The organism is Persicitalea sp. (genome assembly GCF_041751555.1).
In the GTDB taxonomy this organism is placed as follows: domain Bacteria; phylum Bacteroidota; class Bacteroidia; order Cytophagales; family Spirosomataceae; genus Persicitalea.
This window is the reverse complement of sequence record NZ_JBGSXF010000512.1, coordinates 1-9,551: the sequence shown is the minus strand read 5'-3', so window position 1 is coordinate 9,551 and position 9,551 is coordinate 1. Positions and strand designations below refer to the sequence as shown.

10 protein-coding genes are annotated in these 9,551 nt (G+C 51.6%); 9 read left to right on the top strand and 1 reads right to left on the bottom strand.

The window, feature by feature from the left end:
• The 9 genes from ACEW8P_RS18230 to accC form a co-directional block, all read left to right on the top strand.
• On the top strand, positions 1 to 1,249 hold a 1,249-nt coding region (locus ACEW8P_RS18230; RefSeq protein WP_373514506.1), incomplete at its 5' end, for a DUF1553 domain-containing protein.
• Positions 1,250 to 1,559: 310 nt separating this feature from the next.
• A complete protein-coding gene (locus tag ACEW8P_RS18225; protein WP_373514505.1) occupies positions 1,560 to 3,416 on the top strand; it encodes a gliding motility-associated C-terminal domain-containing protein in 1,857 nt (618 codons plus the stop codon).
• A 119-nt stretch (positions 3,417 to 3,535) separates the two neighbouring features.
• Positions 3,536 to 4,063 carry a DUF177 domain-containing protein gene (locus tag ACEW8P_RS18220; RefSeq protein ID WP_373514504.1) on the top strand — a complete coding sequence of 176 codons (528 nt, stop codon included), beginning with the start codon at positions 3,536 to 3,538 and terminating at the stop codon, positions 4,061 to 4,063.
• 99 nt (positions 4,064 to 4,162) lie between these two features.
• Positions 4,163 to 4,357: a 50S ribosomal protein L32 gene (rpmF, locus tag ACEW8P_RS18215; protein WP_373514503.1), complete on the top strand. Its 195-nt coding sequence runs from the start codon at positions 4,163 to 4,165 to the stop codon at positions 4,355 to 4,357.
• 133 nt (positions 4,358 to 4,490) lie between these two features.
• Positions 4,491 to 5,429: a phosphate acyltransferase PlsX gene (plsX, locus tag ACEW8P_RS18210; protein WP_373514502.1), complete on the top strand. Its 939-nt coding sequence runs from the start codon at positions 4,491 to 4,493 to the stop codon at positions 5,427 to 5,429.
• 27 nt (positions 5,430 to 5,456) lie between these two features.
• The gene (locus ACEW8P_RS18205) at positions 5,457 to 6,458 is read left to right on the top strand and encodes a beta-ketoacyl-ACP synthase III (RefSeq protein ID WP_373514501.1); all 1,002 of its coding nucleotides are present in this window, start codon (positions 5,457 to 5,459) and stop codon (positions 6,456 to 6,458) included.
• 175 nt (positions 6,459 to 6,633) lie between these two features.
• Entirely contained in the window at positions 6,634 to 7,200 is a 567-nt protein-coding gene (gene efp, locus ACEW8P_RS18200; protein ID WP_373514500.1) for an elongation factor P, read from the top strand.
• Positions 7,201 to 7,245: 45 nt separating this feature from the next.
• Positions 7,246 to 7,722: an acetyl-CoA carboxylase biotin carboxyl carrier protein gene (gene accB / locus ACEW8P_RS18195; RefSeq protein WP_373514499.1), complete on the top strand. Its 477-nt coding sequence runs from the start codon at positions 7,246 to 7,248 to the stop codon at positions 7,720 to 7,722.
• A 17-nt stretch (positions 7,723 to 7,739) separates the two neighbouring features.
• The gene (gene accC, locus ACEW8P_RS18190; protein ID WP_373514498.1) at positions 7,740 to 9,083 is read left to right on the top strand and encodes an acetyl-CoA carboxylase biotin carboxylase subunit; all 1,344 of its coding nucleotides are present in this window, start codon (positions 7,740 to 7,742) and stop codon (positions 9,081 to 9,083) included.
• Positions 9,084 to 9,169: 86 nt separating this feature from the next.
• Here accC and ACEW8P_RS18185 read toward each other — a convergent pair.
• Positions 9,170 to 9,551: transglutaminase family protein (locus ACEW8P_RS18185; RefSeq protein WP_373514497.1), on the bottom strand; the 382-nt coding region annotated here is incomplete at its 5' end.

Below are 9,551 nucleotides of genomic sequence, written 5' to 3'. Positions count from 1 at the left end.
TTTACCGGAAATAAAGGGAACGCATTCACTTTACCTCGCCTTCAGCGATCCGAAAAAGCCCAAGGGTTTCACATCCATCAAATGGGTGGCTTTTCAGGAAGCCTTACCTGGTGAAGATAGCCCCGGCTACCAGGCGGTGCTCATAGATTACGCCAAGTCACTGAAAGACGGTGGTAAGCGCACGCCCATTTTATGGGAAGGCCAGGACAACCTGGCCCGCAAGACGCACGTCTTCGAGCGCGGCAACTGGCTGGTACACGGCAAAGAAGTCAAGCCCGCCGTACCCGCTACTTTTGGCAGGATGCCTAAGGGCGAACAGCCCGCCAATCGCCTGGAACTGGCCCGCTGGCTCGTCAGCCGCGACAACCCACTTACGGCGAGGGTCATGGTCAATCGTTTGTGGGAGCAGTTGTTCGGCCTGGGTATTGTGGAAACCGTGGAGGACTTCGGTTCGCAGGGTAGTGAACCCACCCACCGCCAACTACTCGACTGGCTGGCCGTGGCTTTTATGGAAGATTACGGGTGGAGCACCAAGAAACTGCTAAAAGATATAGTAATGTCGGCCACCTATCGCCAAAGTTCTGAAACCGATCAGAAGAAGCAGGAAAAAGATCCCTACAACTATTACCTGGCCCGTGGCCCGCGTGTGCGCTTGAGCGCCGAGCAGGTTCGGGATCAGGCCCTGGCGGTCAGCGGGCTCTTGGCTGACAAAATGTACGGCCCCAGCGTAATGCCGCCGCAGCCGGAAGGCATCTGGCTTTCGCCTTACGACGGTAGTAAATGGAAGGAAAGCGAAGGTGAAGACCGCTACAGACGCGGCCTCTACACTTATTGGAAACGCACGGCGCCCTATCCTTCTATGGTTACCTTCGACGCCCCGAGCCGGGAGTTCTGCCAGTCGCGTCGTATTCGTACCAACACGCCACTGCAAGCCCTAGTGACGATGAACGATCCGGTTTATCTGGAATCGGCCCAGCGGCTGGCCCAATACATGCAGCGTAAAGGCAGGACGCCCGAGCAGCAGTTGCAGGAAGGCTATCGCAAGCTGATGTACCAGCCTATTGAACCCAAGAGCCTGGGCGTGATGCTGAACGTTTACAACCAGGCCCTGCGAGAGTATCGCCAAAAGCCCGGCGAAATCGACAGCCTGCTGACTTACGAACACGGCCGCAAGTCGCCCGAACTGGCGGCGCTGACCGTTTCGGCAAACGTACTGCTGAATCTGGACGAGGTAGTGACAAAGGAGTAATCCTCCTTGAGGGTACTTTCAGAACTAAAGGTTGAGGGTCAAAGGGCATTGTCCTTTAACCCTTTTTTGTCTCTACTACAAATGCATGAAATTGTGCTTGTTATTTCCCTTAAGCACTTCCTCCAAACCTAGTGATCTGCTTATTAAAATAGTTCTTCATCGCTGTTTTTGGCACATTTTGTAGAATATTCTAATCTCAATTTTTTGTAAAAATCCCCATTACTCATTTGCCCTATTTTGTATCAACGGTTTGCTTGGTCTAAAAATGCTTTCGTACATTTGACTGACACATAAACTACGGTATGGGATGATGAGCAAGCGATTAGTAACCAGTTTATTGTTGTTATTTCTTTGGAAAATTGCGGGTATCAGTACCGCTTTTGGTCAAACCTACGCTGGCTACTGGTTGGGCGTCACCTACCCTTCCGACCCCAGTAATGCCATTTTTAACTACTTCGGCAATTTCACACAATCGGGCAATATGCTGGGCGGTACCGCGCAGACGGCCAATCCATTGGTAGCCTTCGGTGGAGTGGCCTATGTGAAGGGTACCGTTACGGCGACTACGGTAAAGTTTAAGGAGTCGGACAAGAGCGGTTCGCTCGACACGCCGCTCACCTGCTACTGGTCGTTGGATATGAAATACGATCCAGTTGAGGAAAGTCTGAAAGGTACGTACACTAACATCCAAAATCCATCGTATTGCGATGAAGTGGGCGGCGGTAAGGTGGAACTCTACCGCATCGTTCTGAAATCGGGCAACAAATATTGCAAAGGGCAGGCCGTCAACCTCACCGTTACGGGCAAAAACATTCGCTGGTACGATTCGTCGAACAAAGGCCGGATGCTCGCGCAGGGAAATAATTTCAGTCCAAAAATCGACGAGACCACTACTTTTTACATTACCCAAACCCTATACAATTCTGAAAGTCCGGCGATTCCCGTCAAGATAGAAATCGTGAATCTGGTAATTGCCGCTATCAGCGGCGAACCGATAAGCTGCGGGAAACAGAACGGTACTTTGGTAGTAACGGCTCTGGGAGCCTCTGATAACAAAGAATATAGCATTGATGGTGGCGTTAGCTACCAGTCTTCAAATAAATTTACTGGGCTGGGGGAGGGAAACTACAAAGTGAAGGTTAAGGATGATGCGGGATGCTCAGCCGATGGCAATGCAAATGTTCAACCTGCTAACCTCAGCATCAAGGGGGTCAAGACCCGCCATCCGACTTGCGGGTTGGCCAATGGCTCACTGACCATAGAGGGCTCAGGAGCTAACCCGAGGTATTCGCTCGATGGGATCAATTTTCAGAAAAATAACGTGTTTGACAAATTACCGGGTGGCGAATACACTGTTTCAGTTAGAGACACTTTTGCGTGTCCGGCAACAGCAAAAGCCACCCTGATCCAACTCAACGCCGTCAAAATCAACACTGCCACGGCTACCCCAACCACCTGCGGTAAGGAAGACGGCGGTATTACCGTGACGACCACCGCCGCCAATGCCCAGTTCAGCCTCGACGGCAGTAAGTTCCAGCCAGGGGCCAATTTCCGTAACCTGGCAGCAGGGAGCTATACTGTTAGCATGCGCGACACGGCAGGCTGCATCGATACGAGAATAGCCGTCGTCAAACCGAGCAACGGCCCCAAATTTGACGGCATTGACCTGGCGCCTGTCTCCTGCGGTGTGGCCGACGGACGGGTGGCAGTTAGGGCGACGGGGAATAATGTACAGTACGCGATGAATGCGGGTAGTTTCGGTACCAGAAGTTCATTTGAAAACCTAGCGGTAGGCGAGTACGAAGTCGCGGTAAAAGACGCTAATGACTGCGTAATACTTCGAAAAGTAACGGTACGTTCCGATTGTGCGAACACGATCTTCGTTCCCACGAGTTTCTCACCTAATGGCGACGGACAGAACGACCAGCTGACAGTGCATTTCCCTTTTCCAATGTTGCAGTTTCCTTCCGTCAGAATTTACAACCGCTGGGGTATTGCTGTTCACGGTAGCCAAAATCTCACGCTCAGCAACGGCGACGCTATCTGGGACGGACGCCTCGACGGCCAAACGTCGATGACGGAAAACTACTACGTGGTGGTGGCCGAGGTCATGTTCGACGACGGCAGCACACATACTTTCAAAAAAGAGGTAGTAGTAATGAGGTGAGCTTTCCCGCAAAAATGCCTTTGCTCTAACTCTGCCTGAGTACCACTAGTATGAAACCAACTCTTCATTTTTAATTAAAAAAAAAGAAGCTATCTTTGCAGTCCTTTTTGCGGAACCAAGTGAAAGAGTCGAATAAATACAGCATTGGAATTTACGGTTTAGAAGATAAACCGTACGAATTTGACTACGAGATTGGCCCGGCGTTTTTTGCAGAAATGCCCCAGGATCTGATCGAGAAGGGTACTTTTCAGGTGCATTTGCGTCTGGAAAAATCCAGCACTATGCTGCAGCTTTGGTTCGACATAAAGGGAGACGCGGAACTGACCTGCGACCGTTCGTTGGAACCATTCAATGAGTCAGTGGACACGCAGAACCGCCTGATTTTGAAATTTGGCGACCAGGATGAGGAGTTGACCGAGGAGATTTCGATCATCAACCGCAACACGACGCAAATCAATGTGGCAGGCTATGTTTACGAATTCATAGCCCTGGCCTTACCGATGAAAAAAATCCACCCCGACCTGCGCCAACCGGAGGAAGACGACCAGGAAACGGAGACGCTCATTTACAGTTCCGAAAAGCAGGAAAACAAAGAAGAAAACACTGACCCCCGCTGGGAAGCATTAAAAAACCTGAAAAACGAATAGCTAAACAGCATTTATGAATAGGGATTTGGAGAACAAGCCTATTCACTCACAGCGAGGGCTGCCCCATCAAAATTCACTCATTCAAACAATAAATTAATTATGGCACATCCTAAACGGAGACACTCCACAACCCGCCGCGACAAGCGTCGTACGCATTACAAGCTGACTGCCAAGCAACTGTCGGTCGATCCCACGACGGGCGAAGTTCACCGTTCGCACCGCGCTCACGTATATGAGGGCAACCTCTATTACAAGGGTAAGTTGATGATCGAGGATTACGCGAAAGTAGTCTGATTTGGTGTGGCTTACAGCCGTGATTTCGCAGCAGCTTTGCAAATAGTTGTTGCGAAATTCTTTTTTACTGGCTGGCATCTGCTAAATTTACCCCCACGTTTTCATTTTTCTATTAGTAAAAAGAGGTGTGTAAATGAAGATTGCGGTAGATGCGATGGGTGGTGATTTCGCTCCAAAGGCGATCGTCGAAGGGGTTGCTATGGCCGCCGCCGACTTGCCCGTCGATGCAAAAATCGTCCTTATCGGTCGTGAAATGGCCATTCGCGAAATATTGCAGCAGCACGATCTCGATTCTTTAAAGGTGGAAATCGTCCACGCCGAGGATGTAATTGAAATGGGCGAGCATCCCACCAAAGCCCTGTCGCAAAAACCCAATTCCAGCATTGGAGTTGGGTTTAAGCTTTTAAAGGATAAGGCGGTCGATATCTTTTGCAGCGCGGGTAACACGGGTGCAATGCACGTTGGGGCGCTGTTCAGCATCCGGGCTATCGAAGGCATTCTACGGCCCGCCATCGCGGGCTTTGTACCGCAGGTGGACGGTAGCTACGCCATCATGATCGATATTGGGGCCAATGCCGACTGTAAGCCTGATGTGTTGGGTCAATTTGGAGAAATTGGTTCCCTTTTCGCCCAGCATACTTTCCAAATCGACCGTCCACGCGTCGCACTGATGAACATCGGTGAGGAGGAGCAAAAAGGCTCGCTGATTGCTCAGGCAACACACCAAATCCTGAAAGACAATAAGCGCATCAAATTCATAGGAAACATAGAGGGAAAGGACCTTTTCACCAATAAGGCCGATGTCATCGTGACGGACGGCTTTACAGGTAACATACTTTTCAAATTGGGCGAATCACTGTACGAGGTCACAAAAAGCCGTGGCGTCGAAGATGAATTTATTGCCCGCACCAATTACGAGGGTGTGGGTGGTAGCCCCATCGTGGGGGTGAACGGCAACGTGATGATCGCCCACGGTATGTCCACACCACTCGCCATCAAGAATATGATTTCCTGGGCCGTCAAGCAAGTAGAAGCCAACGCCTACGTACACATCGCCCAAGCCCTCGCCTGACCATTGGAAAAAATAGAAACGCACAACATGACCCACGCAAAAGCCGCCATCACCGGCGTATTTGGCTACGTTCCCGATTACATTTTGACCAACGCCGAGCTGGAAAAGATGGTCGATACCAACGACGAATGGATCGTCAGCCGGACGGGTATCAGGGAGCGGCGTATTTTGAAAGGAGAAGGTAAGGGTAGTTCTCACATGGGCGCCGAAGCGGTAAAGGGCCTATTGGAAAAAACCAATACCGCGCCTGAGGAAATAGACTTAGTGGTGTGCGCTACTACTACGCCCGATTACATTTTTCCCTGCACAGCCAACCTTATCTGCGACATGGTAGGCATTCGCAATGTGGGTAGTTTCGACGTACAGGCGGCTTGTTCTGGTTTCGTGTACGCGCTCACACTGGCTTCGCAATTCATCGAAACCGGAAAATACAAGAAGGTGGTTGTCGTAGGAGCCGATAAAATGTCGGCCATCACGGATTACACCGACCGCACGACCTGCATCCTGTTCGGCGACGGAGCTGGTGCCGTGCTGCTGGAAGCCAACGAGGAAGGCTACGGCTTGCTGGACTCGATCATTCGTTCCGACGGTGTCGGACTGCCGCACCTGAATCAAAAGGCCGGCGGCAGTCGCTACCCGCCCACGCACGAAACGATCGACCAACGCCAGCACTACGTTTTTCAGGACGGACAGCAGGTTTTCAAGTTTGCCGTTAAAAAGATGGCCGATATTTCCGCCGAAATAATGGAAAAGAATGGCTTGGCGGGCGACGACGTTGCCTGGCTGGTACCGCATCAAGCCAATAAGCGCATTATCGAGGCCACCGCCAACCGCATGGGTGTGAGCATGGACAAAGTGATGCTCAACATCCAAAGATATGGCAACACTACTGCCGCTACAATCCCGCTCTGCCTCTGGGACTATGAATCCCAACTAAAGAAAGGCGACAACCTCATCTTCGCTGCTTTCGGCGGCGGCTTTACCTGGGGTACGGCTTATGTGAAGTGGGCTTACTCAGTGGACAGTTAATAGTGGACAGTTCATTTTCTGTTGTCAAAGAACTCAACTGCTTTTTTGGGCAACAAGCATATACTTTCAACTATCAAACGATTGATATTCATTTACTGGCAAAGACGGCACAATCCAAAATCATTGTCAACTGTCAACTGTCAACTGTCAACTGTCAACTGTCAACTAAATAAAAATGGCTTCAACTTCTGACATCCGTAACGGATTAGTGATCGAGTACAACAACGATCTTTTTCAAATTACCGAATTCCAACACGTTAAGCCAGGCAAAGGCAACGCTTTTGTTCGTACAAAGATGAAAAGCCTGACTACAGGCAAAGTGCTGGACAATACCTTCAACTCCGGGGCAAGCATTACGCCGGTGCGCGTTGAGCGGCAGAAGTTTCAATATTTGTACAAAGACGAAGTTGGATACAACTTTATGAATACCGAGAACTTCGAGCAAATACTGCTGACCGAAGAACTGGTAACTGGAGCCGATTTGATGAAGGAAGGACAGGAAGTGGAGATCCTGATGAACACTGAAAACGACGCACCGCTGACCTGCGAACTACCTGCCTTCGTGGAGTTGAAAGTCACTTACGCCGAACCCGGCATTCGGGGCGACACGGCCAACTCGCCAAAAAAGTCGGTGGAAGTAGAGACGGGTGCTAAAATTAACGTTCCTATTTTTATCGAGCAGGACGACGTGCTGAAAATCGATACCCGCACCTACGACTATGTAGAGCGCGTCAAATCATAACCTTCCAAACCATTTGTTTTCCCTCAGAACCAACACCCCCTAACTATGGAAACTAAGGAAATTCAGAAATTGATCGACTTCATCGCCCAGTCGGGGCTCGATGAGGTGAACATCGAAACCTCGGAGTTGAAGATCAAGGTGAAGCGCAACGCTACGCCGACCGCCGCCCCGGCAGCGGCACCCGCAACGACTACACCTTTACCCGCTGCCCTCACTCCGGCTGCGCCTGCACCCGCCCAACCCGCTACGCCGCCCGCCACACCTGCCGAGAGCGAAACCAGCTACATAACGGTGAAGTCGCCCATGATCGGTACCTTCTACCGCGCTTCCAGCCCCGAGACACCCTCGCTGGTGGAAATAGGCGACGAGATCAAGCCCGGTAAGCCCGTGTGTATCATCGAGGCTATGAAGTTATTCAATGAGATCGAATCGGAAGTATCGGGACGCATCGTGAAGGTACTGGTGGAGAACGCCACACCCGTCGAGTTCGACCAGCCGCTCTTTTTGGTCGAGCCTATCTGAACCTTACCCTAAACCTCATGCTTAAGAAAATCCTCATTGCTAACCGAGGCGAAATCGCCTTGCGAATCATCCGTACCTGCCGCGAAATGGGCATCAAGACAGTGGCGGTTTATTCAACTGCTGATCGCGATAGTCTCCATGTCCGCTTTGCCGATGAAGCGGTATGCATCGGCCCTCCCGCCAGTCGCCTATCGTACCTCAGCATCCAAAACATCATTTCCGCCGCTGAAGTCACGGGCGCCGACGCCATCCATCCCGGCTATGGTTTCTTGTCCGAGAATGCTGAGTTTTCGCAGATTTGTAGCGACTACGGCATCAAATTCATTGGTGCTACCGCTGAGCAGATCAATGGCATGGGCGACAAGGCCACGGCCAAAGCCACCATGCGCGGAGCGGGCGTTCCCGTAATTCCTGGCTCCGAGGGACTGCTGGAATCGGTCGAGCAGGGCAAAAAACTTGCCAAAGACATGGGCTATCCCGTAATCGTGAAAGCCACGGCGGGTGGAGGTGGACGCGGAATGCGGGTCATCAATAAGGAATCGGAGTTTGAGAAAGCCTGGAACGACGCTCGGCAGGAATCGAGCGCGGCCTTCGGTAACGACGGGCTGTACCTCGAAAAATTTGTGGAAGAACCCCGCCACATCGAGATTCAAATCATTGGCGACCAGTTCGGTAAGGTCTGCCACCTCTCGGAGCGCGATTGCTCCATTCAGCGGCGGCACCAGAAACTGGTCGAGGAAACCCCTTCGCCCGCTATGACGCCCGAACTACGTGAAAAGATGGGAGCGGCTGCCATTCAAGGTGCTCAGGCTATTGGCTATGAAGGTGCGGGTACGGTGGAGTTTCTCGTGGACAAGCACGGGGACTTCTTTTTTATGGAAATGAACACCCGTATTCAGGTGGAGCATCCCATCACGGAGGAAGTAACGGACTTTGACCTCATCAAGGAGCAAATCAAAGTAGCGGCGGGCGAACCCATTTCGGGTCGCAACTACACCCCCAAGCTATTCGCGATGGAGTGCCGTATCAACGCCGAAGATCCGGCCAACGGTTTCCGGCCCAGTCCGGGCAAGATCACCAACCTGCACTTCCCTGGTGGCCATGGCGTGCGCATTGACAGCCACGTGTACAGCGGCTATACCATCCCGCCCAACTACGACTCCATGATCGCCAAGCTGATCGTCAGCGGACAGTCCCGCGCCGAAGTCATCACGCGCATGAAGCGGGCTTTACAGGAATTCGTCATTGAGGGAGTCAAAACTACTATCCCCTTTCACATTAAGCTCATGGACGACGAAGGCTTCCGCTCGGGTAATTTTACGACGAAATTTTTGGAGAGCTTTGATTTTAGCGATTTGTAGGATTACTGAAATCAAGCTCTCCAACTTACACACAAGGCCCAACTCTAAATAAGTTGGGCCTTTTTGTCGCAAAATCTCAATTCAATCTACGCATTCTGCGCTTCCAGCAACTGCGTCTCCACGTTCATATTCTGCAACTGCATATTGCCAAATTGCGTGACCATCGCCACGTCGGCGGCGTCGCGCCCATGGCCGATCTCGATGCGGTAGCCGTGGGTACTTTGCTGCACGGCGTCGAAGGTGTACCACTGGTCGCCGAGGTAGGCTTGTACCCAGGCGTGCAAATCCATTACTTCCAGTTTGTCGATGTAACCGACCGTCATGCGGGCCGGAATATTCAGGCTGCGGCAGAGCGCGATGACCAGATGCGTGAAGTCGCGGCACACGCCAGTTCGGTTGTTCACTAAGTCGAGGGCGGTGGTCGTAGAGTTCGTCACGCCGTACTGGTAGTTTACATTTTGATGTACC

Bases quoted from the DNA above. Each gene is read 5' to 3' on its own strand.
- accB (WP_373514499.1), top strand. From the start codon at position 7,246: ATGGAAACTAAGGAAATTCAGAAATTGATCGACTTCATCGCCCAGTCG.
- ACEW8P_RS18205 (WP_373514501.1), top strand. From the start codon at position 5,457: ATGACCCACGCAAAAGCCGCCATCACCGGCGTATTTGGCTACGTTCCC.
- plsX (WP_373514502.1), top strand. From the start codon at position 4,491: ATGAAGATTGCGGTAGATGCGATGGGTGGTGATTTCGCTCCAAAGGCG.
- efp (WP_373514500.1), top strand. From the start codon at position 6,634: ATGGCTTCAACTTCTGACATCCGTAACGGATTAGTGATCGAGTACAAC.
- rpmF (WP_373514503.1), top strand. From the start codon at position 4,163: ATGGCACATCCTAAACGGAGACACTCCACAACCCGCCGCGACAAGCGT.
- accC (WP_373514498.1), top strand. From the start codon at position 7,740: ATGCTTAAGAAAATCCTCATTGCTAACCGAGGCGAAATCGCCTTGCGA.
- ACEW8P_RS18225 (WP_373514505.1), top strand. From the start codon at position 1,560: ATGAGCAAGCGATTAGTAACCAGTTTATTGTTGTTATTTCTTTGGAAA.